Source organism: Egicoccus halophilus, assembly GCF_004300825.1.
In the GTDB taxonomy this organism is placed as follows: domain Bacteria; phylum Actinomycetota; class Nitriliruptoria; order Nitriliruptorales; family Nitriliruptoraceae; genus Egicoccus; species Egicoccus halophilus.
Window position 1 is genome coordinate 55,678 of the sequence record NZ_CP036250.1, and the last position, 25,541, is coordinate 81,218.

Annotated in this window: 21 protein-coding genes; 4 read left to right on the forward strand and 17 right to left on the reverse strand. The window is 67.7% G+C overall.

Annotation, left to right across the window (positions count from 1 at the left end; genetic code table 11):
• The first annotated feature begins 65 nt into the window (after window positions 1–65).
• Window positions 66–1,295, forward strand: a complete 1,230-nt coding sequence (locus ELR47_RS00310) for an MFS transporter (protein WP_130648074.1) — start codon at window positions 66–68, stop codon at window positions 1,293–1,295.
• A gap of 28 nt (window positions 1,296–1,323) precedes the next feature.
• Here ELR47_RS00310 and ELR47_RS00315 read toward each other — a convergent pair whose 3' ends face one another.
• The 8 genes from ELR47_RS00315 to ELR47_RS00350 form a co-directional block, all read right to left on the reverse strand.
• Complete coding sequence (locus ELR47_RS00315) at window positions 1,324–2,061, reverse strand: class II aldolase/adducin family protein (RefSeq protein ID WP_165403741.1); 738 nt, start codon at window positions 2,059–2,061, stop codon at window positions 1,324–1,326.
• A gap of 46 nt (window positions 2,062–2,107) precedes the next feature.
• Complete coding sequence (locus ELR47_RS00320) at window positions 2,108–3,295, reverse strand: Gfo/Idh/MocA family protein (RefSeq protein ID WP_130648076.1); 1,188 nt, start codon at window positions 3,293–3,295, stop codon at window positions 2,108–2,110.
• Complete coding sequence (locus ELR47_RS00325) at window positions 3,288–5,447, reverse strand: xanthine dehydrogenase family protein molybdopterin-binding subunit (RefSeq protein ID WP_130648077.1); 2,160 nt, start codon at window positions 5,445–5,447, stop codon at window positions 3,288–3,290. The genes ELR47_RS00320 and ELR47_RS00325 overlap by 8 nt, the downstream gene beginning before the upstream one ends.
• Window positions 5,444–6,316 carry an FAD binding domain-containing protein gene (locus ELR47_RS00330; protein WP_130648078.1) on the reverse strand — a complete coding sequence of 291 codons (873 nt, stop codon included), beginning with the start codon at window positions 6,314–6,316 and terminating at the stop codon, window positions 5,444–5,446. The genes ELR47_RS00325 and ELR47_RS00330 overlap by 4 nt, the downstream gene beginning before the upstream one ends.
• Window positions 6,307–6,741, reverse strand: coding sequence for a (2Fe-2S)-binding protein (locus ELR47_RS00335; RefSeq protein ID WP_130648079.1), 435 nt, complete (start codon window positions 6,739–6,741; stop codon window positions 6,307–6,309). The genes ELR47_RS00330 and ELR47_RS00335 overlap by 10 nt, the downstream gene beginning before the upstream one ends.
• Before the next feature lie 23 nt (window positions 6,742–6,764).
• Window positions 6,765–7,691 carry an NAD(P)-dependent oxidoreductase gene (locus ELR47_RS00340; protein WP_205745365.1) on the reverse strand — a complete coding sequence of 309 codons (927 nt, stop codon included), beginning with the start codon at window positions 7,689–7,691 and terminating at the stop codon, window positions 6,765–6,767.
• A gap of 17 nt (window positions 7,692–7,708) precedes the next feature.
• Window positions 7,709–8,482 (reverse strand): FadR/GntR family transcriptional regulator, encoded by a 774-nt coding sequence (locus tag ELR47_RS00345; protein ID WP_130648080.1) that lies wholly within the window; start codon window positions 8,480–8,482, stop codon window positions 7,709–7,711.
• A 580-nt stretch (window positions 8,483–9,062) separates the two neighbouring features.
• Complete coding sequence (locus tag ELR47_RS00350) at window positions 9,063–9,836, reverse strand: FadR/GntR family transcriptional regulator (RefSeq protein WP_130648081.1); 774 nt, start codon at window positions 9,834–9,836, stop codon at window positions 9,063–9,065.
• Window positions 9,837–10,049: 213 nt separating this feature from the next.
• On the opposite strand from ELR47_RS00350, the gene ELR47_RS00355 reads away from it, so the two are divergent.
• Entirely contained in the window at window positions 10,050–11,258 is a 1,209-nt protein-coding gene (locus tag ELR47_RS00355) for an MFS transporter (RefSeq protein ID WP_130648082.1), read from the forward strand.
• 11 nt (window positions 11,259–11,269) lie between these two features.
• Here the strand turns inward: ELR47_RS00355 and ELR47_RS00360 are convergent, their stop codons facing one another.
• From ELR47_RS00360 to ELR47_RS00400, 9 genes are all read right to left on the reverse strand, one after another.
• Complete coding sequence (locus ELR47_RS00360) at window positions 11,270–12,316, reverse strand: Gfo/Idh/MocA family protein (protein WP_130648083.1); 1,047 nt, start codon at window positions 12,314–12,316, stop codon at window positions 11,270–11,272.
• A gap of 51 nt (window positions 12,317–12,367) precedes the next feature.
• Window positions 12,368–12,916: a hypothetical protein gene (locus tag ELR47_RS00365; RefSeq protein WP_130648084.1), complete on the reverse strand. Its 549-nt coding sequence runs from the start codon at window positions 12,914–12,916 to the stop codon at window positions 12,368–12,370.
• 43 nt (window positions 12,917–12,959) lie between these two features.
• Window positions 12,960–14,426, reverse strand: coding sequence for a tripartite tricarboxylate transporter permease (locus ELR47_RS00370; protein ID WP_130648085.1), 1,467 nt, complete (start codon window positions 14,424–14,426; stop codon window positions 12,960–12,962).
• Window positions 14,427–14,593: 167 nt separating this feature from the next.
• Complete coding sequence (locus ELR47_RS00375) at window positions 14,594–15,784, reverse strand: type 2 periplasmic-binding domain-containing protein (RefSeq protein ID WP_165403742.1); 1,191 nt, start codon at window positions 15,782–15,784, stop codon at window positions 14,594–14,596.
• Between the two features lie 64 nt (window positions 15,785–15,848).
• Window positions 15,849–16,907: an aldo/keto reductase gene (locus ELR47_RS00380; RefSeq protein WP_130648087.1), complete on the reverse strand. Its 1,059-nt coding sequence runs from the start codon at window positions 16,905–16,907 to the stop codon at window positions 15,849–15,851.
• A 67-nt stretch (window positions 16,908–16,974) separates the two neighbouring features.
• Window positions 16,975–18,309 (reverse strand): Rieske 2Fe-2S domain-containing protein, encoded by a 1,335-nt coding sequence (locus tag ELR47_RS00385; protein ID WP_130648088.1) that lies wholly within the window; start codon window positions 18,307–18,309, stop codon window positions 16,975–16,977.
• Window positions 18,310–18,352: 43 nt separating this feature from the next.
• Window positions 18,353–18,778 carry a hypothetical protein gene (locus ELR47_RS00390; RefSeq protein ID WP_130648089.1) on the reverse strand — a complete coding sequence of 142 codons (426 nt, stop codon included), beginning with the start codon at window positions 18,776–18,778 and terminating at the stop codon, window positions 18,353–18,355.
• A gap of 50 nt (window positions 18,779–18,828) precedes the next feature.
• Entirely contained in the window at window positions 18,829–20,169 is a 1,341-nt protein-coding gene (locus ELR47_RS00395) for a Rieske 2Fe-2S domain-containing protein (RefSeq protein ID WP_130648090.1), read from the reverse strand.
• A 101-nt stretch (window positions 20,170–20,270) separates the two neighbouring features.
• Window positions 20,271–21,494, reverse strand: a complete 1,224-nt coding sequence (locus ELR47_RS00400; protein ID WP_165403743.1) for an MFS transporter — start codon at window positions 21,492–21,494, stop codon at window positions 20,271–20,273.
• Between the two features lie 209 nt (window positions 21,495–21,703).
• Here ELR47_RS00400 and ELR47_RS00405 point away from each other — a divergent pair, with 209 nt between their 5' ends.
• Together ELR47_RS00405 and ELR47_RS00410 are read left to right on the forward strand one after the other, a co-directional pair.
• Complete coding sequence (locus ELR47_RS00405) at window positions 21,704–22,615, forward strand: aldo/keto reductase (protein ID WP_130648092.1); 912 nt, start codon at window positions 21,704–21,706, stop codon at window positions 22,613–22,615.
• A 50-nt stretch (window positions 22,616–22,665) separates the two neighbouring features.
• Entirely contained in the window at window positions 22,666–25,533 is a 2,868-nt protein-coding gene (locus ELR47_RS00410) for an FAD-binding and (Fe-S)-binding domain-containing protein (protein WP_130648093.1), read from the forward strand.
• Window positions 25,534–25,541 lie beyond the last annotated feature (8 nt).

Here is a 25,541-nt window from a genome sequence, read left to right on the forward strand (position 1 = left end):
CTCGGTCCGGGCCGGTGGACGCACCGGACACCACACGCTCCTGGCCGCGGCTGGTGGGAGGACGCATGGGTCGGCGCGACACGCCAATGCGCAACGCCAACTTCCTGCTGTACTTCGCTGGCGTCGTGTTCTCCGAGATCGGTGTGCGAGGCACGCTGGCGATCAACCTGTACCACGTGTACCTGTTGACCGAATCCAGCCTGTTCGTCGGGCTCGTGGGCCTGTTCCAGTTCCTGGCCGTCATCACCCTCGGCCCGCTCGGGGGAGCGCTGGCCGACCGGATCGACCGGCGCCGACTCGTCCAGGTCATGCAGGCGGGGTCGTTCGTCACTAGCGCCGGGCTCGCGCTGGTCACCTGGCTCGGCGTCGTCGAGCCGTGGCACATCTACCTGGCCGTGCTCTTGAATGCCACGGCAGCCGCCTTCGACAATCCGGCTCGGCGCGCACTCATCCCGAACCTGGTCCCCCGCCACCAGCTCGTCCAGGCGTTCGCGCTGGTGACACCCGCCCGGGAGCTGTCGTTCATGATCGGTCCCGCGCTGGGCGGCATCCTGGTCGCGGTCCACGGACCGGAGCTGATGTACGCGTTCGACGCGCTGTCGTACCTGTTCCTGATCGTCGCGCTAGCCGTGCTCAGGCTCAAGCCGGGCGACAAGCCGACCACGCGAGCGCCGTTCATACGGAGCGTCGGGGCGGGGTTCTCCTACGTGCGGCGTCGTCCCATCATCGGCCAACTGCTCGGCCTCGACGTGATCGCGACGTTGTTCGGGGCGTATCGGGCGATTCTCCCGGAGCTCGCTGAGGATGTCTTGCAGGCCGGAGCCACGGGGTATGGGCTGTTGTCGGCGGCTGTCCCGGCTGGTGCACTGTTGGGCTCGTGGTTCGTCTATCGAAATATCCAGCACCTTCACGGCGGCCGGCTGGTGCTCTGGTCCGTCGCCGGGTACGGACTCGCCTGCGTCGCACTCGCGCAGGCGCCGATCCTGTGGCTCGCACTCGCAGCCGCGGCTGCCATCGGCGCGATGGACGCCATGGGCTCGACGGTCCGACAGGCGGCCATACAGGTCGAGATTCCGGACGACATCCGGGGCCGCATCACGGCCATCCAGCAGATTGCGACCCGTGGCGGACCGTCGCTCGGGATTCTCAACGTCGGGGCGGTCGCCGGCGTGATCGGACCGGTCCTGGCCCTGTCGATCGGCGGTCTCGTGCCCGTCGCCGTCGCCGGACTGGCCGCTCGAGCCAGCCGCACGCTCCGCGCCTACGACGTCCCGACGTCGGAAGCTGAGGGTTGACCCATCGGCCGTGCCGTCGGCGAGGCCGTCACGCCTCGCCGGCGAGCTGGCGGTAGCCCGTCCAGTTGGCGAGCACTCCGGCCTGCCCACCGGCGGCGCCGAACGGTCGATCCGGATCCAACGGCTTGGCAATGGCCGCGCGCTCCTCCTCTGGCAGCTCCGGAGGTTCGCCGCCCAGCAGGTACGCCTTGTAGGTGATGTCCGTCAATTCCTTCAGTACGAGGGTGTCCACCGCGGCTTCCTCGATACTGCCACCGGCGACGGCGACACCGTGGGCGCGCATGAGGCACGCCCGCCGGTCGCCGAAGAACTCGGCGAACTCACGGCCACGGTCGTGGTCACTGACCGTCAGGCTGTTCGGGTAGGTGGGGATGCCCTCTGCCGCCATGCGACCACCCTGGCCGTACGCACCGTAGATCGTGCGCAACGGAAGATCGTGTATCGTGAGCAGCAGCGCCGACTCCGGATGCATGTGCACCACCGACTCCACGTCGGGGCGTAGGCGATAGATCCACGCGTGCAGGAAGCTCTCGCTGGGCGGACGCACGTCGGGGTCCCCGTCGACCTGTTCCACGTCGAAGCTGACGCTGATGATGTCGCTGGCCTGTGTGTCGCGCAGCCCTGCCTGTCCCTTGCCCTTCCCCTTGATGAGCATGCTGTCGTCCCCCGCTCGCACGCTGACATGCCCGTACGCCCCGTGTGTCGCGTCGAGTTTTCCCAACACGCGGCAGGCCGTCGCGACGCGTTCGATCTGATCCGGATCCATGAGAAGTCCTCGCCGTTTGGAGCGTTCGATTCGGTCTGTCTGAGACTTAGTGCTCCAGGCTGCGTAAGGGCGCATCGTCCGTGAGAAACCCATCTGCGGTGAACGCTTGGTGCTGTAACTGCACTGCTTCGCCCACCATTGCGGACTCGCGGACCGCCACGCAGAGTTCCAGGCACGCCAGCCCCCATGATCCGTCGTGCGCGGGTGCCGTGCCGTGCCGGATCGCCTCATGCAGTTCGGCCACGATCAAATCGGTGCCCGCAGGCCCGTCGACCGTCACGCGCCGACGCCCGGAACGTCCGTAGACCCAGGCCGATCCGTTCGGCGCGGTCCGGACGTCACCAGCTCCACACATCGCGAAGGAGAACCCGTACAGGTCCTCGAGCAACTCCGGCGCGCGCGGGTGGCCGACCGTCTGCTTGAGCCGGTACTCATCCGCACCGGCCTGCATGTGCTGTCGGTAGGTGCGGTGCGTGGCGCCGATCAAGCCTGGGGGAAGCAGGCCGGCCGTGAGTTCGTCCGACCGAAAGCGGTCGTACCCGCTGTACACCGAGGTGGCCATCGAGCCGTCACTACACTCGATCCACGCCGAGTAGGCCCCCTCGCCGGGAAGCTCATCGGCCAGGTCGCCGACCCAGCCGCGCAGCCGGACCGGCGCACTCGGCAGCAGGCCGCGCAGGATGTCGAACTCGTGGGCGCCCTGCCGCAATACGACACCACCGACGGCCGGATCGCGTTCCTCGGCTGCCCGCCAGCGGTACATCCAGTCCGAGAAGTGCAACCGGCTCGTCCATCGAGGCGTTCCGATGTCCCCCCGGCGAATGGCCGCACGCATGGCGAGGACCTCACGATCCGCGCTGCGCTTGTGGTTCACCATCAGGACACCATCGTGCCGACGGGCCTCGGCGATCATGTGGACGGCCTCGTCCAAATCGAGAGCGATCGGCTTCTCGACGAGGACGCTGGCGCCAGTCGCTAGCGCCTGCACCGACAGGTCGTGGTGTGTCCTCGTCGGCGTCGCGACATAGACGACGTCGGGTTCGACGTCGTCTAGCATGCGATCCATCGAATCGTAGGCGCCGCTGCCGAACTTCTCCTCGAACTGGTGCCGTGCCAGCTGGGACGGGTCGACACACGCGCGGATGTCGAAGCCGCCGTGCGCGAGGAAGGCGCGCTCGACGGGGGCCACGGCGAGCCCGTACCCCACGATCGCGACGCGCAGTGCGTCACCCATCAAGGTTCTCCTCTGCAGGTCCGGACCGCAGCGCGTCCCAGACGTCGTTGGCAGTCATCGGCAGGTGCCGCAGCCGGATGCCGGTCGCATCGGCCAAGGCGTTCGCGATGGCCGGCGCCACACCGAGGTTGACGAGCTCACCGACCCCACCCCGAACCTCTGACGAACCGCCCTGTCGGGAATCCGGGAGCAACTCCATGGTCAGCGGGGGCATGTCGGCGGCGACGGCACACTTGTAGTCGCCGAGGTTGCCCGTCACGATCTGGCCGCCTTCCGACACGAGCGATTCGTACAGCGCCTGGCTGAGCCCGAACGCGAACCCACCTTCGAGTTGGCCGCGATACGACACGGCGTCGAGCACCGGGCCTCCGTCGACCACCAGATGGGCGCGCTGCAGCTCGAGATGGCCGCTCTCCGAGTCCACCGCGAGGTCGACCAGCAACCCCCCGTAGGTGGGCTTCGCCTTCCCGCTGGCGCCGTAGGTACCGCGCGCCGTCACCGGCGCGGCCCCCTCTCCCAACACGGCACCCGGCCAATAGTCGCCGGTCACTTCGACAGGGCGGCCCCCGAGGAGATCGCGGACGGCTACGCAGGCGTCACGGACCGCCTGGCCCGCGACGACGGTGACCCGGCTGGCGCCGGCGCCGCGATCGGGCAGTTCATCGCTGGTCGGCGCCGTCTCGACGCGGATCCGGTCAGCCGGCAGCCGCAACACGTCCGCGGCGATGCGACGGAAGACCTCGTACATCCCGGATCCCTGCTCTGGGACCGAGAGACGAATCAGCACCCCGTCGCGATCGACGGACGCCACGGCTTCAGTGTGCCCCCTCCCACCGGCTCGTTGGAAGATTGCAAGGCCCAGCCCGCGTCGACGGGTGCGTTCATCGCCGGCCGCAGCCTCCCGCCGCCAGCGATCCCGGACCACGCGGAGTCGCTCAAGAATGTCCTTGTATGCGACACCGGAGACCAGGCGCACCCGATAGTCGAGGGGATCGATCCCGGCACGTCGAGCCAGGACGTCGACATGCGACTCGCCCGCAAAAGTGCTCTGCATCTCTCCAGGCGCCCGCACGTGCCCACCGGGGAGGGTGTTCGAGTAGGTGACGGCGACACGTTCGTCCAGGGCTGGCAACCGGTAGGGAGCGAACGGCATGCCGATGATGGAGATGACGCGGGTCGGCTGCGGCTTGATCGCGGCGAAGGCGCCGCCATCGAGCAGTGTCTCCACCTCGACCGCGCTGGGCATGCCGTCGTCATCGGTCGCCACGCGGATCGTCATGCGACCAGGGTGGCGAGCGGAAGTCGTGGTGAGTTCCTCGACGTACGACATCGTGGCTCGAACCGGCCGGCCGTTGCGAAGGGAGGCGATCATGCACGGCGCGTCCAAGAACGGCGAGGCCTTCGAACCGAAATCTCCCCCGACCGGGAGAGGGCGGACAACAACCCGCTCGACCGGGACATCCGCCAGCCGAGCCAGGGTTTCGCGCAGACGGAACGGCTCCTTCGTGGTCGAGCGGACGTCGATCCTGGAGGCAGTCGCATCGACGACGCAGGCGTGGGGTTCGAGCGGGGCTGCATGCGAGCGTTCCCAGCGGTAGGTCGCCTCTGCAACCGCTGGCGCGCGGTCGATCACCGCCTGCGCTCGCGGGTCCGCCCTCATGTCGCCGCCCTGATAATTGCCGTCGGGGTGATCGGGGTCACTGCCGGAGTACGCGCGAACGTTGCGATGCACAGCACGCGCGGGGCCGTACGCCAGCGCCTCGTCCACGGTGAGGACCGGGTCCTCCTCGACGAGCTGCAATTCGACGAGATCCACCCCTTGCGCAGCCGCCTCGGGCGTCTCGGCGACGACGACCGCGATCCGCTGCCCGACGAAACGCACCTCGTCCCTGGCGAGCACCGGATAGTCCTCCAGTGAACGGCCGAAGTACCGCGGCTCGAGGTCGCGCCCGCTGAACGCATCGACGACCCCCGGAACCGCCAGCGCGGGCGCGAGAGCCACGTCGACGACGCGGGCGCGTGCCGACGGTGAGAGCACGAAGGCGGCATGCAGGGCACCGTCATGGCTTTCCTCGACCGTGTACCGCAGCGCTCCAGTGAGGCGGGCGTCGTCGGGGCTGCGTAGGGTGGTCAGGACCGAGTCGTCGTTCACGCCGAACTCCTCGGTCCGGCCGACGCGTCGTCCCGCAGGGCAGCGTCCACTGCACGTCGCACGGCCACCTGAGCCAGTGCGGCCTTGTAGGCCGGCGTGCCTTTCCGGTCGTGCTGCGGGCGGATGGTCGCCAGGGCTTCGGTGACGGCGCTGGGCAGCCCTGCCTCCAACGAATCGACATCCACATCCGGGACATCGAGAACGAACGGCGTCGCGACAACCGCCCCGACGACGATCCGCAGCGACCACCCGGAGCCGTCGGGGGTCGACTCGAGCGCAACCGCGGCGTTCGCCGTTCCGTAGTCGTCATGCGAGTTCGGTGTCAGCTTGCAGTACCCGAAGCGCCGCGACGTGGCCGGGACCGGCACGCGCACGCGCGCGATCACCTCGTCGGCTTCGAGCGCCGTCTCGAAGACGCCGGTGGCGAGTTCCGCGACGGCCACGTCCCGTGTACCGCGCACGGATCTGACCTCGGCGACCGCCCGAGCGGCAGCCAACAGCAGGGGCGGATCCTGCGCCGGATCCGCGTGCGCAAGATTCCCGCCCAGCGTGCCGGCGTTTCGGACCCTGCTGTTCCCGATCCCCCCGAACACCCGAGGGGCGCAGCCAATCACCTCCCTCACGGACTCGGAGTGTGCCAACCGGTCGTGGGTGACACGGGCTCCGAGCACGAGTGCCCCGTCGACCCGGGCCATTTCCCCAAGCCCATCGACGCGACCGAGGCCCACGAGGTGGTCCGTCTCGACGAACCCCTCACGAACCATCAGGGAGAGACTGACCCCCCCGGCGATGAGGTGCGCGTCGTCGAGTTCCGCGAGCAGTTCACATGCAGCCATCAGCGACGTGGGGTGGTGGAACGTCAACGGCACGACGCGACCGCCTCGATCGCCCGTCGGATGCCGTAGTAGCCCGTGCACCGGCAGAGATTGTCCACGTCCTCGGTCTCGCGACCGTTTCGCAGCCGCCAGTACGCCGCGACCAGATGTCCCGGGGTACAGAAGCCGCATTGGAAGCCACCGTGTTCTGCGAAGGCTCGACGCAGATCACACATCTGCGGTTCCTCGAGCATCCCTTCAAGCGTCTGCACCGCCCTCCCATCGAGCTGACCGATCAGCAGGCAGCACGAGCTGACGAGTTCGCCATCGACGAGGACACTGCACGCGCCGCAGACCCCGATCTCGCAAGACGGCTTGGCCGCGGTGAGATCGAACTCCTCCCGCAGCACGGTGAGGAGCGAACGATCCGGCGGTCCGGAATAGCTCGTGTCCTGACCGTTGAGGTCGAAGGTGACCATGCCTGGCTCCTCTGGCGGGCGGCTCAGTACCCGCGGTCGAGATCGATGACCCCAAGTGGACGTTCGCCCTGGCGCAACCGGCGCAGGTTCTCCCGTACCCGGCTGGCGTAGTGGGGCAACAGGACGGGTGGTGGGCAGGCGACGTGCGGTGTGATCAACACCCGTGCGTGCGACCACAGGGGATGGTCTTCGGGCAACGGCTCCGGATCGGTGACGTCAAGCGCTGCGCCAGCGATGCGACCGTCGTCGAGGGCGGCGAGGAGGGCGCCGGTATCGACCAGGGAGCCACGCGCCAGGTTGTGCAGCCACGCGGTGGAGCGCATCGCCTCGAGTTCCGCCGCGCCCACCAAGGAGCGCGTCGCGTCCGTCGCCGGTGCGAGCAGGACCACGTGATCGACGATGGGCCAGAGCTCGTTCAGTTGTGACGCAGCCAGACTGCGTGTCGCTCCCTCCACGGTCCTTCCGCTGCGGGTGACCGCAACGACACTCGCCCCGAGCGGCCGCAGCAGCGCGAGGAGACGTTCGCCGATCCCGCCACAACCGACGATGCCGACGACCGAGCCGTCGAGAGAGGTCCCCGCCCGCTCCCACCGCTTCCCCCAGTCCGAGGCACGGGCGCACTCATGGAGGCGTCGGCAGGCGGCAAGCAGCAGCGCCAGGGCGTGCTCTGCCACCGGGGCGGCATAGACACCAGCGGCAGCCGCGTAGGTCCAGCGAGCATCGATACTGCCCTCGGCCACCCACCGGTCGATGCCGGCGAATGGCAACTGGACCAGGGCGATGTCGTCGTGGCGTGCATCGAGGAACCCGTCGCCGTCGATGTTGGCCCAGACGATGACGTTCGCGTCAGCGGCGTCCGCGACGAGCGTCGCCTCCGAGGTGACGGCCTCGACGAGTTCCGGTGGCGCGCCGGGCTGCAGATACACCCGTGGCGGCACATTCGCCGGCAAGGCGATGACTCCTGAGGTCACGAGCGACCCTTCAGATCCTCGAGCCGCCGGTTCAGACGCTGCGTCTGCCGTTTCAGGTGGTGCTGCATGATCTCGACCGCCTGGCCCTCGTCCCGCGAGGAGATCGCGGTGACGATGTCGCGGTGCTCGTTCCGGTCGGGCCCGATCCCGTAGTCCTGCGACCCTTCCTTGGCCTCCGCGAGCGAAACGAGCATCGGCCAGTAGAGCGCCTCCACGACCAGGGCGAATGCCGGGTTGTGGCTTGCCGCGGCCAACCGAACATGGAACTCTGCCGACAAACGGATGTCGTAGTCGCCACTCTCGATTGCGGCGTCCCGGCGCGCACAGATGTCGAACAGTTCGTCGATGTCGTCGTCGGTGGCCCGGGTACAGGCGAGCCGGACGGCCTCCACCTCCAAGGCGAGTCGCACCTCGGTCACATCCATGGCGGTGACATCCGACAGGATCAACAGGTTCGCCAGGCCTTCGCGCAGCATCGTCGGGGGCGGCGTCGTCACGAACGCCCCGCCCTTCGCGCCTGCGCGGATGCGGATCAGCCCCTTGGCCTCCAGCACCCGCAACGCGTCACGCACGGTGACCCGACTCACGCCGGACTGTTCGGCGAGTTCGCGTTCCGGCGGCAGACGCTCGCCCACCTGCAAACGGCCAGAGATGATCGCCGACTCGGCCTGTCGGACGATCGCGCCAGAGACGCGACCCGTCTGCACCGGCTGGAAGATCACTTCGCTCGCCTGCGCCGGTGGAGCCTGAACTTCATTCTTGTTGACCATGCTCGGCCCCTTGTGTCGAACTGCGTCGTGCTCCGACCGAGGAAGGAGCCACCTGCATCCAGGCCTCTATCGGTCGTCGCTTCAGCCGGTGCTGCGCGAACGCCGCTGAGTTTCGACCATTCAACCAGTTTGGTCTGAAAGTTACACCCTGGCGGGGTTGCCGCACCCTCCGGCGTCAGGCAGGCGAGCGGAAGAATGGATCGAGGGCAGCCGAACTCGACCGCGGCCACGCGTCGACGCCCCTGCCGCCACCGCGAGTCGGTGACCAGGGGGCGCGGTGCGACTCTCAAGCTGCCGGGTCAGCGTGGCGCGACATTAGCCGACGCCGTCCGTGCCCCGCGGGCTATCGCTTGCCTTGCTCTTCTCGGCGGGCTTGCCGTCGGGATCGTTCTCGAGGACCTGGGCGGCGCCGCGGCAGGTGATCCCGATCAGGCCACCTCACCTTGACGCGCCCCGAGTGACGAACATGCTGTCGCGCACGTCCGTCGACAAACCATGACCGTCGTCGGCCAACACACGCTGTGGCCCACACGAGGACGACCGCATCAGCAGCATGTTGCGAGGCGCATCGCCTCCGAGGTCACGAACCGCCCTTCAGGCCGTTGAGCCGTCGGTTCAGGCGCTGCGTCTGCCGTTTCAGGTGGTGCTGCATGATCTCGACCGCCTGGCCCTCGTCCCGCGAGGAGATCGCGGTGACGATGTCGCGGTGCTCGTTCCGGTCGGGCCCGATCCCGTAGTCCTGCGACCCTTCCTTGGCCTCCGCGAGCGAAACGAGCATCGGCCCGTACAGCGCCTCCACGACCAGGGCGAATGCCGGGTTGTGGCTTGCCGCGGCCAACCGAACATGGAACTCCGCCGACAACCGGATGTCGTAGTCACCGGTCTGGAGGGCGGACTCCGTACGCGTGCAGATGTCCAGGAGCGCCCGGATGTCGTCGTCGGTGGCCCGGGTACAGGCGAGCCGGACGGCCTCCACCTCCAAGGCGAGTCGCACCTCGGTCACATCCATGGCGGTGACATCCGACAGGATCAACAGGTTCGCCAGGCCTTCGCGCAGCATCGTCGGGGGCGGCGTCGTCACGAACGCCCCGCCCTTCGCGCCTGCGCGGATGCGGATCAGCCCCTTGGCCTCCAGCACCCGCAACGCGTCACGCACGGTGACCCGACTCACGCCGAACTGTTCGGCGAGTTCGCGTTCCGGCGGCAGACGCTCGCCCACCTGCAAACGGCCAGAGATGATCGCCGACTCGGCCTGTCGGACGATCGCGCCAGAGACGCGACCCGTCTGCACCGGCTGGAAGATCACTTCGCTCGCCTGCGCCGGTGGAGCCTGAACTTCATTCTTGTTGACCATGCTCGGCCCCTGTGTCGAACTGCGTCGTGCTCCGACCGAGGAAGGAGCCACCTGCATCCAGGCCTCTATCGGTCGTCGCTTCAGCCGGTGCTGCGCGAACGCCGCTGAGTTTCGACCATTCAACCACTCTGGTATGAAGTTTGCACCCATGCCATCGGCGGCTGCCCGCAGCGGAGGCGGACGCCAACGCTAGTCGGCACCGGAGGACCGGCCATGCCTGCACCTGTTCTGCAGGGCGGTGGCGGTGGTCGGGGCGCCCTGGCGGGCAGCCTCGCGCTCGCCATGGGCGTGGCTCCGCTCGCCAATCTGAGCATTGCCGCGCTCAGTCCGCTGATCGTCACGGACCTCGGGATCTCGACGGCGCAGGTTGGCCTGCTGCTCGTCATTCCCCACCTGTTCACGGCCACGATCGCCGCCCAGGGGGGTCGGCTGACGGATCGATGGGGGCCGCGGCACAGCCTCCTCGTCCTGTTCGCGTTCGGTGGCGGCGCCGTGCTCGCAACCGGACTGGCGCCGACGTTTCTCTGGATGGCGGTCGCACTGAGCCTCTCCGGAGCTGCCCAGTCGCTGTCGAACCCTGCCACCAACCATGCGGTGGTGAGCTATCTACCCGCCGGTCAACGCGGACATACCCTCGGGATCAAACAGTCGGGCGTGCAACTGTGTCAGTTCCTGGTCGGCGCGTGCCTGCCGAGCGTCGCCGTGTGGTACGGCTGGCGGACCGCCATCATGAGCAGTGCCGTTCTCGCGGGCATCGGCGCGGTGCTGACGATCCGGGTCCTGCCCGCGACGCCGCGTACCGAGAGTTCTCGCCGGTTGCCGCGCCGTGATCGGCCGCCGCCCACCCCACTGCCCGACTTCGTGCGCTGGCTGACCGCCTACGCGCTCCTGATCGGATGCGGTGTGCAAGCCACCAATGCGTATCTCCCACTCTACGCCTTCAGCGACATCGGTTTCGACCCGGTCGCAGCCGGTGCGACCGCTGGCGCACTCGGCGGTCTGGGGATGGCGGCTCGCGTCGTCTGGGGGCGATGGTCGGAGCAACTCGACGCACCGAGTTCGCTGCTCTTCATCGCCTGCGGTGCGCTCGTCGGGGTGCTTGCCCTTCTGGGCGCGCGTCACACGTGGTGGCTCATCTGGGTGGGTGTTTCCGTCCATTCCTTCACCGCGCTCGCAGCAAACGTCGTCATCATGATGACGCTCGTACGGCGCATCCGAGCGGGAGACCTCGGTCGGGCCTCCGGTGTCCTGTCCATCGGCATGTACGTCGGCTTCACCTCCGGCCCCCTGCTCTTCGGACTGATCGCCGATCTCCGTGCCTCCTATGTCCCGAGCTGGGCGTTTCTGATCATCGTGTACGTGCTTGCCATTCTCACCGCGGCCCACGGTCGGCGACGAGCACGGCCCGTTCTCACGGGATGACAGGCCCGGTCTCAGTTCGGATGCGATCCATCACCCTCGACGGTTTCCCAACCTCCGGAGTGCAGGCTGCGGTGGACCGCATCCGTGAATGCCGTGTACCGCAGCGCGTCCTCAAGGGTCGTGCGCCGGACGGGCGCCTGATCGACGATGGAGTCGAGGAACTCGCCGATGACTCGCCGTGGGTGGCGCTCATGGTCGGGCACCACCACCTCGACCAGTTCTCCCGCGTCCTTGCGACCGAGGTAGATCTGCTTTGATGCCCCGTCGAACAGCACCGTTGCATCACGGCCGAAGATGCGCACCGTCGGCGCTGGCCCATGTCCCGTCACCGTACTCATCGTCAGCGTCAGCTGAGCCCGGCCGGGATAGCGCCCGAGCACAGACAGCACGTCCGGAAGCCTCAACGCGTGCATTTCGTTCGTCGACGGATCGCGGCGCTCGCGCACCACGACCTCGCCGGCGGCAACAACCTCACGGACGTGGGGCAGCCAGCGCAGCAACACCTCGTAGCGACGACCGAGCGTCATCATGTTGATCCCGACACGGCGTGCGTCCTGCCGCCAATGCAGCGGTGCCGACTCGTCAGCGAAGTCGCCGTCGTGAAACGTGCCCTCGACGCTGATGAGTTCGCCGAGCTCGTCCTCGACCAGGCGCTTCATGGTCAGGTCCTGCTCGAGGCTGAAGCCGGCTGGCACGACCTGGACGACCTGTTGCGGGTGGGCTCGGACGGCGTCGCGTAGGGCGAGCGCGTCAGCGAGGCTGGAGGCCAGTCGCGCCTCGACCAGGACGTGTGCGCCGGCCTGCAGCGCAGCGATAGCGATCTCCACATGCTGGTCCGGCCACGTACCGATGACGACAGCATCGAGGTGCGCGCGCTCGAGAAATTCGCGCCAGTTCGCGTAGACCTCCGGCACATCGAACCGGTCGCCTACCGCTCGACCGGACTCGAGACTGCGGTTCGCGACCGCCACGAGTTCGGCACGGCCGTCCGCCACGATGTCGGGGAGGTGCTTCTCCCGAGCGTTGCGTCCTGCACCGATGACGCCTATGCGAAGCATGCAGTATCCCCGTACCGGTCGATGGATGGCGTCAAGACGCCGCCGGACATGTCAAGCCCAGAAGGCGGCCGGCAGACGCAGGTTGTAGAGGCGTTCGAGTGTGACGAAGACCACGACGAGCGCGCCGGCTCCGGCGATGGCGAAGGGCCAGCGGAGCTCGCCACGGAGCAGGAGAAAGCCAGCGACGAACCCGAAGCTGGCGAGGTGGAAACCCACCAGGAAGATCATGAGGAGGTAGCCGGCGAAGACGCCCCAATAGGCCAGCGATGCGCCCAGCTCTCCGGATGAGAGGGGGTCTGTGCCTTCGTCGGATTGGCCGCCGGGTGGCCCTGGTTCGTGCGCGACGCCCGAGATGTCGATGTGATCGGCTGTCGCCTCCCGTCCCGGAACGTCACGGATCGGTCGGCGACGCCACCACTGCATGCCTCGTCCGATCAGGAGGGTCGACGTGACGAAGACGCCGGAGCCGCCCAAGAAGAGTGGTAACGGCCGTGACTGAGACCGGAAGCCGCCGGCTTGGAGCCCCGCAAGGATGAACAGCAGGAGCAGTGCCCACAGGACCACGGCCTGAGCTGCATCACGCTTGTCACCGTGCGCCATCTGGGTCTCCTGGCTGTTGTCTCGAATCACGCGTCGTCCGACGCTAGACACGGTTGCGCCGACGAACGAGCGGAATGCCGACGGTCAGGACCACGATCACGAGGCCGAGACCGATGACACTCGGCTCTCTGAGGAATCCCCACTGATACAGGCCGCGCGTGAGGAACAGGTACCGCTCCGCACTGACGGAGAGCACAAAACCGATCAGCATGGGTGGGCGTGGGATTCCTACGTGGTTGAGCACCCAGCCGAGCAGGCCGATGACGAGCAGGGCGATGATGTCGCCGATGCGGCCACTGCTCTGGTAGGCCGCCATTGCCACCAGCACCAGGATGAACGGCATCAACCGGGACGCTCGGATTGTCGTCAATCGAGCGATGGGCCGGATGAAGATGAAGCAGGCCAGAACACCGACGACATTGGCGAGGGCGAGCGTCCAGGCCACACTAATCGTGAAGGACAGGTCTCGTTCAAGCATGCCGGGCCCGACCTGAAGCCCAAGAAGGGTCAGGCCGCCGATCATGACGGCCATGACCCCGCTGCCGGGGATGCCGAACACGAGCGTCGGTAGGAATGACCCGCCCTCCTTGGCATTGTTGGCGCTCTCGGGGGCGATGACCCCTCGGATGTCGCCCTTGCCGAAGTTTTCGCTGTCCCGATAGGTCTGTTGCGCGACGCCGTAGACGAGCCAGTCGACGACCGCCCCGCCCAAGCCCGGAACCGCTCCGACCGCCATTCCCATGACGGAACTGCGCAGGATCAGCCAACGGTGCTGCAGAGCGGCGCGTACTCCGGCAGCGATGCTGCCTTCGAGCCGTCCTTGGCTCGCGACCGAAGACCCCTTGGCCAGGAGGTTGATGATCTCCGGCATGCCGAACAGGCCCAGTGCGAGGACGGCCAGTGGTATGCCGTCCGTGAGGTAGGCCGTCCCGAACGTGTAGCGGGGGAAACCATCCACGGGTGCGACACCGACGACCCCGAGCAGGGCGCCCAGCAGCGCGGACAGCAGACCCAGTCCGGGCGCCTTCTGGCTGAGCACGCCGACGAGGCTCAGTCCGAGCAACGTGAGCATGAGCAGTTGTGGGGACCGCAACTGCAACAACAGCGGCCGCGCGACGCCGAGCACCGCCAGAAGGGCAAAGGCTCCGAACAAGCCGCCAAGGACCGAGGCCGTGAACGCGGCGGCCAGGGCCTCCTTGGCGCGGCCCTGCCGGGCCAAGGGGTAGCCGTCCATGATCGTGGCTTGGGCGCCAGCAGACCCTGGGACACCGATGAGCACGGCGGGGAACGTGTCGCTGGTGGACCCGACCGCGACCGCGCCGGTAAGCAGCGCCAGCCCGTTGACCGGATCCATGCCGAAGATGAACGGCAGGATCATCGACATACCGACGATGCCGCCGAGGCCCGGAATGAGTCCGATGGTGAGCCCGAGGCTCACCCCGAGCAGCAGGAATCCCAGATAGCCGGGCGTCGCGATGTACTGCAGCGCCTCGACGGATGCTTCGAGCATTGCTTCTCGTCTCCCAGCTTCCGCCTGAATGCTCGTGACCACTCCCGTCGACCAGCACCCACGCCTTCGCGGTCACGCCCGGAGGTCTGGACGCGCCCAGTCAACGGCCGGAGCCGGTGCGGCACGAAAGCGTCCCGCCGGCTCCGGCCACCGTTCGTCCGGCGCTGTTATCGCTCGAAACCGTAGCCCTCCAGCCACGTCAGCCAAGCCTCGAGAGCCTCGTCCGGGACGTCCAGCAGGGCAAACAGTTCCTGTGCTTCGTCCCCAGCGCTTGGCACCTCGTCCCCGGTCGCCTCGAACAACTCGGCACCGAAGTCCTCGTCCTGTTCGAGGGCCTGGAAGCCATCCCGGATCGCATCCAGGACCTCCGGAGGCGTCCCGGCCGGTGCGAACAGGCCCTTCTGCAGGCCGTATGCGACGGCATGCAGACCTCGGAAGACCTCCCATTCGAACATGTCGGTGCCGTCCTCACCATAGACGGCCTCCCACAGTTCCTGCGCCGACGGTACGTCGGGTATCCGCTCGGGCCGAACGAGGTCGCCGCCTTCGAGCAGGCCAGGGTTCACGACGGGGATGACCTCACCGGCCTCGATCTGGCCCTGCATAGGAGAATCGAGGAACTGCGCCGTCGGAGGGTTGTAGAGATTCAACTCCCCCTGCTCGAACGCCGTGCCGATCGCCCCCGTCCCGTCGAAGCCGGGCAGGAAGTTAAGGTCCGCCCCGAGCTGGTCGAGCAGGTAGTAGACCGCGGTCGGCGCGGAGACGTAGTCGGTCGCGCCGCCGAGGAACGTGGCGTCTTGAATGGACGTGAGGTCGTCGGGGTCGTAGCCGGTGCCGGGCACGGTGACGTACATGCCAGCGGTCTGCAGGGCCGCCAACACCTCCCACTCCCGGAAGTCGTACTCGACCAGCTCGTTGCCGATCAGGGCGTTGAACACGACCGGGCTCGAAGTGAGCAGCCAGGTGTAGCCGTCGGCTTCCGCCCGAGCGAACTGGTTGGAGCCGACGATCCCGCCACCGCCTTCGACGTTCACGACCTGCACGTTCGGGTTCCCCGGGATGTACTGCCCCACGTTGGCTGCCATCAGCCGGGCAAGGGTGTCGGTCCCACCGCCCGTCGAGTACGGCACGATCAGCTCGATCGTCTCGCCCTCGAAGTACGCGGCGATGTCGTCTTGTGCCTCGGTCTCATCGGCGCCACCGTCGGCGTCATCACTGCCGGCTGCGGGCTCGGTCGGGCCCGTCTCCGGCTGCGTGTCGGCCTCGGTGCCGCAGGCCGACACCAACAGGGCGATCGCGCCGAGCGCGGCCAGCCAACGGGACGTGCGGGTCGGCATCATCTTGTGCTCTTCTCCCATTCGTGGTGTCGTGTGTGATCCGCGACCTGCCGTCAGCGGGTCGGGTGCTCCCCCGGTCCGGCGGCTACCGCAGACAATCCATCGGACCGCTGCTGCCCTCGGATGTGGTCGGTTTCTCCTGCCCGGCCCTCGCGGTCGACAAGAGGGCCTCCATCCAGGCCTCGACGTCATGCGTTGTCAGTCGGTTCTTCGCGAGTTCGCCGGCGACGGCGCTCACATGAGCGACTTCGGATATCCCGATGACGGGGCTGGTGATGGTCTCCGCCGCGAGCGAGAACGCCGTCGCGAGTTCGGGGATCCGGCAGCCCTTCGAGCCGCACCAGTCGTCGAGGAGCGCGGTCACGGCAGGCGTCCACTGGACGTCGTTGTCCGGGACGCGGGCGCCCGGTGGAGGCGAGGTGCCATCACCCGACCGTGCCGAGAGATACCCGCCGGCCAACGGCCGGATGCCCAGGACGGCCAGCCCCCGCGTCTGGGCGAAGGCCCCGACACCCTCGTAGTCGTACGCGTCCCAGTCGGGGCCGCCGGCTCGGGCGACGGTCGGGTTCAGTAGATGGAAGGACGCATTGATCGCGTCGAGCAGTCCCAGGTCGATGACGCGGCGGATCTCGGCCGAAGCACCGCCATAGGTGGTGACCCCGATCGCTCGCACCTTGCCGCTGTCCCGCAGCTCACGCAGTTGGTCGCCAACCCCGCCGGGCATCGAGAAATCGTCGAGAGCGAGCGTCGGAAGACGCCCGTCGAGTGCGATCCTCACGCCAGAGGGGGCGATCCGGTTGTGCACCTGGTAGAGATCGATGTGGTCGCGGCCAAGTCGACGCAGGCTTTGTTCGCACGCACGGAGTACACCGCCGGGGTCGGCTGCATCCGCCTGAACGCTCACCTTCGAGGCGACGGTCACGTCGGCTGGGCGGAGTTTGTGCAGTACCCGACCGAGCGCCTCCTCCGAGGCGCCGTCGCCGTACTTCGCGGCGGTGTCGAAAGTCGTGATCCCGGCCTCGATCGCCTGCGCGATCACCTGTGTCTGCTGCTGCTCATCGCCCGCGACCATCAGGCCTGCGTTGTCACCACACCCGAAGATGACGGACGAAACCACCACACCGCTGCGCCCAATGGTCGGCACCGCTCTCCCTGTTCACCGTGGCACTGTCGCCGGCTCGACCAACCGAGCCGGTGACAGCCAGGTTTTTCTACTCGTCGACGCCGACGGGTTCGACCTGCGCCCAGGCGACGTCCTCGTGCCACGGATTGTTCGCATCCATCGCTTCTGCAGCGCCGACGTCGAAGGGTGTGTCACGGTCGACGAGCAACCCGACCCCGCGGACGAAGTACGGGTCACCGCCACCAGGCACCGACAGTTGGCCGTTCTTCTGAACCTCCTGGGCCTGCTTGAGCAGCAACCGTCGCGAATGGATGATCGCGGCATCCGACGTCGCCAGACGCTCCTTGCTCCGGTCCACGATTGGCCCCATCGACACGGTCACGGACTGATCCTGGGTTGGGATGCCCTTGATGCCGCTGTAGGTCCCGCTGCGCTGCAGGCTGCGGTCGATCAGGAAGTCGTTCTCCAGCGTCTGCACCGGCCGATACGTGCCCGGCACCGTCTGCGGGAAGATGTTGCCGCCATGGCGGTACTCGTAGACCTCTTCGTCGGTCAACGGCTTCTGCGGGCGGTACTGGGTCCGGTAGAACATGTGGCGGTGGTCGTCGATCGGGATCCGCATGTTGCACTGCAACACCGAACCCGCCTCACGCGGCGTGATCGAGAAGGCCGGGAACAACCACTGGGTGATCCGCCAGTAGTAGTGCTCGTCTCCGCCATACCGGCGCGCCGCGGCCATGAACCCGTAGTCGGTGTCGATCAGGAAGAACTTCGGCGCCCGATCGATGAACGAGAACCGACGCAGACGCTCCTTGCGTGTCTTGTTCGCGCTGCCCCGGTCCACCGAGTCCTCGCCGACACGCCCGTGCAGGAAGGCGGTGTGGCTCGAATCGATGTCGCCTTCCATCGCCTGCGCGTAGTTGCAGTCGACCTCGATCTTGGCCAGGAACCGATGCTCCTCAGGGACCAGGCTCCACTCCATCGCCGGCATCTGCGGCTCGTGCTCCTCCGGCCCCATGTAGGTCCAGACCGCCCCACCCTGCTCCACAGTGGGATAGGCCTTGATGGTCACCTTCTCCTTGAACTGGGTGTCCGGCGGCTCGTTGGGCATGTCGACACACTGCCCATCACGATCGAACTTCCACCCGTGATACGTGCACCGCAGACCGCAGTCCTCGTTGCGACCGAAGAACAACGACGCCCCCCGGTGAGGACACGCCTCGTCGACCAACCCCACCTTGCCGGTCGAGTCACGAAACGCCACCAGATCCTCACCCAACAACCGCACCCGCACCGGCGCGCAGTCCGGCGCGGGCAACTCTTCCGACAGCAGCGCCGGAATCCAGAAGCGACGGAACACCTCCCCCATCGGGGTCCCCGGCCCGGTCCCGGACAACACCTCGTTCTGCTCTTGCCTCAACATCTGAACTCCTCACGATCAGGCGTTCCCGACCCCACCTCAATGGTTATACCTTCATGCCTTCCTGCGTGTCAACCGATGCTTGCCTCGACCGGAGCTCACGCACCCGTGCGGCGAACTCCTCGTCGCCACGAAGTCGATCGACCTCCACGTCGAGAAATTTCCGGAGCGGGCCGAAGCCGGCCTCGTCCACGTGCCGCTCGACATCGACCCCGCGCCTGGCCGGTCGCGGGACGCGGACGTCGCCTCCGGCAGCGAGTCGGTCGACCAGATACCCCATCAAGTGCTCGTCGAGAGCGTCCATCGCGGTCCACGGCGACGCATCGATGGCGTAACAGTCCTCGAGTTCGGGGTACTCCGCCCGGCGAAGCCACGTGCCTTGCTCGTCCTGGACCGGACGTACGTGCATGACGTACGGCGTCGCGAGCAACTGTCGCAGGGTCACTGCCATACCTGACTCCAAGAGGGTCATTCGATCGAAGGGAGCACGGCCGCGCTGTCGAGGTCCGGCTCCTCCATCGGTCATCCGGCGTGGTCGACGCCGACGGGTTCGACCTGCGCCCAGGCGACGTCCTCGTGCCACGGATTGTTCGCATCCATCGCTTCTGCAGCGCCGACGTCGAAGGGTGTGTCACGGTCGACGAGCAACCCGACCCCGCGGACGAAGTACGGGTCACCGCCACCAGGCACCGACAGTTGGCCGTTCTTCTGAACCTCCTGGGCCTGCTTGAGCAGCAACCGTCGCGAATGGATGATCGCGGCATCCGACGTCGCCAGACGCTCCTTGCTCCGCTCCACGATTGGCCCCATCGACACGGTCACGGACTGATCCTGGGCAGGGATGCCCTTGATGCCGCTGTAGGTCCCGCTGCGCTGCAGGCTGCGGTCGATCAGGAAGTCGTTCTCCAGCGTCTGCACCGGCCGATACGTGCCCGGCACCGTCTGCTGGAAGAGGTTGCCGCCATGGCGGTACTCGTAGACCTCTTCGTCGGTCAACGGCTTCTGCGGGCGGTACTGGGTCCGGTAGAACATGTGGCGGTGGTCGTCGATCGGGATCCGCATGTTGCACTGCAACACCGAACCCGCCTCACGCGGCGTGATCGAGAAGGCCGGGAACAACCACTGGGTGATCCGCCAGTAGTAGTGCTCGTCTCCGCCATACCGGCGCGCCGCGGCCATGAACCCGTAGTCGGTGTCGATCAGGAAGAACTTCGGCGCCCGATCGATGAACGAGAACCGACGCAGACGCTCCTTCCAGAAGCGCGCGCCGCTGCCGTTGTCCAGGGAGTCCTCGCCGACACGCCCGTGCAGGAAGGCGGTGTGGCTCGAATCGATGTCGCCTTCCATCGCCTGCGCGTAGTTGCAGTCGACCTCGATCTTGGCCAGGAACCGATGCTCCTCAGGGACCAGGCTCCACTCCATCGCCGGCATCTGCGGCTCGTGCTCCTCCGGCCCCATGTAGGTCCAGACCGCCCCACCCTGCTCCACAGTGGGATAGGCCTTGATGGTCACCTTCTCCTTGAACTGGGTGTCCGGCGGCTCGTTGGGCATGTCGACACACTGCCCATCACGATCGAACTTCCACCCGTGATACGTGCACCGCAGACCGCAGTCCTCGTTGCGACCGAAGAACAACGACGCCCCCCGGTGAGGACACGCCTCGTCGACCAACCCCACCTTGCCGGTCGAGTCACGAAACGCCACCAGATCCTCACCCAACAACCGCACCCGCACCGGCGCGCAGTCCGGCGCGGGCAACTCTTCCGACAGCAGCGCCGGAATCCAGAAGCGACGGAACACCTCCCCCATCGGGGTCCCCGGCCCGGTCCCGGACAACACCTCGTTCTGCTCTTGCCTCAACATCTGAACTCCTGTCTCCCGTACGGGGCCGGACGCGCCAGCCTGGGGCGGCGAAGCCCTCGGCCCGCAATGGTCGTACCTTTATTCTCTCCGCGTGTCAACCGTCACGGATCTGCCGCGGCCGCCCGTGAATTGAGCGGAGCAGTCCGCAGCGCGGCAGCACTCATCAACAACGCGGCCGAGAGCACGAGGAAGATCGCCCCCGGCCCGAGCACGGCGGCCACGCCCCCGAACGTGGCCGGGACCACGACCTGGCTGAACCGGTTTCCGCTCATGCGCACCGCAAGCACCGTCCCGCGCTCCGCGCGTGGCGTCGTCTGCGTCAGCCACGCCATCGTCAACGGCGTAGCGATCCCAAGGCCGAATCCCATCACCGCGAGACAGATGCCGAGGCCGACGACCGAGCCGAGCGTTGCGATGCCGGCGAGCGAGACCGCGGCGGAGAGCATCGCCCCCACGAGCAGGGTCCGACGCCGCAACCGGGTGATCAGGGCCGGCAAGGCGAGCCGGGATGCGAGCCCGGCACCGGCGCGGACGGCGAGCAAAGCTCCCACGGCCGACGGTCCGATCCCCCGGGCCTCACCGATGACCGGCAGATAGATGATGGAGAGATCCACGGTCGAGAGGGTCGCGATGCCGACGAGCAGCGCCTGGGGGACCCCGGGACGCCGCAGCAACGTCGGGATGCTGCTCTGGTTGGCGGCCCCATCGGCCGACGAGCGATTCGACCGCAGTTCGACGTCCACAGGAATGACGAACCACGCGATGACCGTCCCACCGAACGCAAACGCTGCCGCCATGAGGAACGCGGCCAGAGACGCACGTGTGGCGAAGATCCCGACGAGACCACCGTCCAGCACGACACCGGCGAGATACGGACCCAGCAACTGGCCGACGGAAGCCGCGACGGCCAGCCGCGCGAAGCCTCGGTCCCGGTCGCTGTGGCGGCGATTGGCGGTCATGGTCTGAAAACCGATCGCGGCCATGACCCACCCGCTCCCGACGAGCACCTGACCGAGGGCAAGCCAAGCGAGCCCCGGCGCGAAGGCACATGCGGCTGCCCCCAGGCCGGTCGAGAAGGTGCCCGTCAAGAAAAAGAACCGCGGGTCAGCGCGATCGACGGCCCGCCCGATCGGCACCGCGAGAAACATGGCCACCGCGCCATACGAGGCAGCGACCAGACCGACGGCAACGACCGTGCCGCCGAGCTCGAGCGTCCGATAGGTGGCGGCGGGGCGGATCGCGTGGTTACTGACACCGACGATGGCGAAGGCGACCAGGCCGCCGAGCGCGCCGTCGAGCCAGCCACTCGCCCGCGAGAGATGCACGCCACGCCCCTTCGGTTCGCGTGGGGCATGCGCCTGTGCCCGCAATGGACGCAGCGGTCCCCTGAGACGCTTTCGACGACGGATCAAGAACATCGGGTGATGATTGTCGGACCATTGACCCTATACTACGCCCGGGCCGACGTCCGCGATGCGCCCAGCCAGGCCACAGACCTGACCGCACCGGACGTCCGGTGCGTCACGGAGACCTCATGAGCGACCTCCCCCGCCGCATGCTCGGAAACACGGGTGTGGAGATCAGCGCGCTCGGCTTCGGCGCCATGGAGCTACGGGGTGAGCCCAAGGGTCGCCCCGTCGATGAACGCCACGTCGGCCGCCTGCTGAATCAGACCCTCGATCTCGGGATCGATCTCATCGACACCTCCATCGACTACGGCGTGGCGGAGGAGCGGATCGGTCGACACCTGGCAGCGCGGCGGGACGAGTTCTTCCTCGCCACCAAGTGCGGCTGTCCGCATGATGCCGACCCGGCCACAGCCGGTGGGGGAACGCCGCACGACTACGGCGCAGCCAATATCGAGGCAGGTGTCGAGCAGAGCCTGCGGCGGATGCGGACCGACCACCTCGACCTGTTGCAGGTGCACATGTCTCCTTCGGTCGCGGAACTGGAGGCGGCCGCCACGATCAAGACTCTGCAACGGCTTCGCGCCGCCGGCAAGATTCGGTTCCTCGGCATGTCCGGGGAACTCCCCCACCTGGCGGACCACATCGCGCTCGGCGTGTTCGACGTGTTCCAGGTCCCGTACTCCGTGCTCGAGCCCGAACACGAGCCGTTGATCGCGCGCGCTGCCGAAGAGGGCGCCGGCATCGTCGTTCGTGGGGCCGTCGCAATGGGTGCGGTAGCGCCCACCGGCCCTGGCCGCCGCGGTCAAGCGCTCCTGCCGATCTGGGAGCAGGCCGAGCTCGACGAACTCGCCGATGGCATGGACCGGACCGAGTTCCTTCTGCGGGCCACCATCGGCCTTCCGGGACTGTCGACGGCCATCATCGGCACGTTGAACGACGATCACCTCGTCGCCAATGCCGAGGCGGCCGCGCGGGGCCCACTCCCCGATGACGTCCGTCGGGAGGCGGTCCGGCGAGCTCTCGAGGTCCGCGAGTAGCACACGACACCCCGGCATCCCCGGTGCCCCGTAGACCCCAAGGGGACCCTGTGTCAGCCACCCAGGGCGGTTCCGACCTCACGAGCGAACTCGAGCACTGTCTTCGGCGTTCCGGCATCGACGAGGTCGACACGGACGCTCGGCGGCGAGCCGAATACTCCTCCGACGCCTCCCTCTACCGTGTCCCGCCACGCGCCGTCGCCTTTCCCCGGGACGGCTCGGACATCGAAGCGGCTGTCGAGGTGGCACGCACCATGGGGGTGCCGATCACCCCGCGCGGCGCCGGCACCTCCATTGCCGGGAACGCCGTGGGGCCTGGGATAGTCCTCGACACGCGACGCCACATGTCGAAGATCCTCGAGGTCGACCCGACGAGTCGTACGGCCCGCGTCGAACCGGGCGTCGTTCTCGACGATCTGCAGGTCGCCGCCGGAAGACACGGATTGCGTTTCGGCCCCGACCCCTCGTCACATGACCGCTGCACCCTGGGTGGCATGATCGGCAACAACGCATGCGGCTCGCGAGCCCTGGGATACGGGCGCACCGTCGATCACGTCCTTGCCCTGGACGTCGTGACCGGAACGGGCGAACGCGTTCGACTCGAGTCGCGTCCGTCGCAGTCGTCGCCGGCGATCATCGAGACCGTGACCCACGCTCTCAGCGGGTATCGGCACGCGATCGAGCACGAACTCGACCGTTTCACGCGCCAGGTGTCCGGATATGCTCTCCACGAAATCTTTCGCGACGCCCCCGCCAAGGCGTTGGTCGGCAGCGAGGGCACCTGCGCCATCACGGTCGAGGCCGAACTCTCCCTGGTTCCCGATCCGCCGGTCCGAGCGCTTGCGGTGCTCGGATACGAGGACATGGCGGCAGCAGCCGACGCCGTCCCGCCGCTCCTCGACCACATGCTGAGTGCGTTGGAAGGCCTCGACTCCCGGATCGTCGACGTCGTAAGGCAACGGCGCGGCACATCTGCACTGCCCGACTTGCCACCGGGTGGCGGGTGGCTCTTCGCCGAGGTGGCCGGTGAGGATGCAGCGGAGGTCACCGCCCGCGCACGGCGCCTTGCGGATGGCGCCCAGTGCCGCGGCCACCGGGTCGTGACCGATCCGGCCGAGATGAAGGCGCTGTGGCGCATCCGCGAGGATGGATCGGGACTGGTCGCCCGGAGCGGACCGCGGCCCGCGCACGCCGGTTGGGAGGACGCGGCCGTCCCACCAGAGCGACTCGGTGATTACCTGCGCGACTTCGATGCACTGTTGCTATCACATGATCTGATCGGCGTCCCGTACGGCCACTTCGGCGACGGTTGCGTGCACGTCCGGATCGATTTTCCCCTGGATGAGGCGGTGGGGCCCGCGACCTTCCGGCGCTTCCTCTTCGACGCCGCCCGTCTCGTCGCGAGTCATGGAGGATCCATCTCCGGCGAGCATGGGGACGGCCGCGCCCGCAGTGAACTGCTGGCAGAGATGTATCCGCCGCACATACTCGAAGCATTCGCGGTCTTCAAGGGCGTCTTCGATCCCGACGAGATCCTCAACCCCGGCGTGCTGACCCGCCCCCAACCGGTGGACGCCAATCTGCGTTCCCTTCCGACGATCGATGATGCTGACGTCGACGGCTTCGGATTCGGACACGACCAGGGTTCGTTCGCCCGGGCGGTCCACCGATGCACCGGCGTCGGCAAGTGCGTCAGTACGCAGCACGGGCCGGGCCGGGTCATGTGCCCCTCGTACTTGGCGACTGGTGACGAGCGCGACTCGACTCGTGGACGCGCCCGCGTGTTGCAGGAGATGGTGGACGGTCGACTCCTGGAGGGTGGTGCCTCGGATCCGGCGGTTCACGACGCACTGAAGCTTTGCCTCGCCTGCAAGGGCTGCCTCTCCGATTGCCCAACGGGTGTCGATATGGCCACGTACAAGGCCGAAGTTCTCCACCGCACCTTCCGAGGGCGACTGCGACCGCGTACGCATTACACGCTCGGTCGGATCCCGCTGCTCGCTCGCATCGCGTCGGCCGCGCCCACGATCGCGAATGCCATCGCCCGTACCCCATTCATCGGCGGGCTGCTGCGAACCCTGGCCGGGGTCGATGAACGCCGCGGTCTCCCGGAGTTGGCCAGCCGCGCCCGACAACGGCGCCTGCGGGACGCTGCTGCGCGAGCCCTGCCCTCACCGCCACGTGGCTCCCCCACCGCACTCCTGTGGATCGACACCTTCACCCATCGGTTCTCACCCGAAACCGGAGTCGCAGCCTTGCGAGTCCTGAGGGACGCGGGCTATGCCGTCGAGGTCGCCGAAGACCTGTGTTGCGGGGTGCCGCTGATCTCCACCGGCCAACTGGATGCGGCGCGGCGCCGGCTCAGCCGGACCATCACTCGACTGCATCGAACCGCTGCGGACGGCGGCGTGATCGTCGGGCTCGAACCCTCGTGCACCGCCGTGCTCCGCGGCGAAGCTCCGGATCTGGTGGGGACCGACGCCGCACGACGTGTCGCTGCGGCGACGCGTACGTTGTCCGAAGCGTTGACTGCCCGCCGACCCCACTGGCGGCCGCCGGACCTCACCGGCGTGCAGGTGGTCGCCCAGCCACATTGCCACCACCATGCGGTAATGGGTTGGGCCGCCGACGAACGGCTGCTGCGTGCGGCGGGTGCGTCCGTGGAGATCGTCGGCGGATGTTGTGGCCTCGCCGGCAACTTCGGGATGGAACAGGGCAACTACGCCGTGTCCCAGACCATCGCCGAGACCGCCCTTCTCCCCGCGGTGAACCGGTTCCCCCACGCCACGGTCCTCGCGGACGGATTCTCCTGCCGGACGCAGCTGGCCGAGTTCGGCGACCGCCCCGGGCGACATCTGGCGGAACTGCTCGCAGATCATCTCGGGGAGAGCGCCGGGCAGCCCGGCCCGGGGTCCTAGTCCGCGAG